The sequence below is a fragment of the Rhizobium sp. PRIMUS64 genome, from assembly GCF_023006465.1.
Lineage (GTDB): Bacteria > Pseudomonadota > Alphaproteobacteria > Rhizobiales > Rhizobiaceae > Rhizobium > Rhizobium leguminosarum.
Genome location: NZ_JALBGX010000379.1, coordinates 1 through 245, shown reverse-complemented (window position 1 = coordinate 245; position 245 = coordinate 1). Strand labels below are relative to the sequence as shown.

The following is a 245-nucleotide window of genomic DNA, read 5'->3' as shown; positions in this document are numbered from 1 at the left end:
CCGTCGCGATGAAGGCGGATACGACCCGCCTGCCGCTCTTTCCAGCATGCGCGAGCACGTTCCTCATGAAGTGAACCCGGCACCTTTGCCAAGTGGCATTGAGAACCTTGGTGACGGCGGCCTTGAGACCTTCGGTAAGCGACAAGCAGACCCCATCTGGCGAAGCAGCTTAGCGGTCGGCTATCGGTAGCGGACACGATGAACTGCTGTGAGCTTCTATGTCTGCGCCTAGCTCTGGAACTAGA

At 58.8% G+C, this 245-nt stretch carries 1 pseudogene; it reads right to left on the bottom strand.

Annotated features, from left to right (window positions below):
- Positions 1-130, bottom strand: a pseudogene (locus MOV76_RS39645) (transposase); the annotation flags it as partial.
- Positions 131-245: the final 115 nt, after the last annotated feature.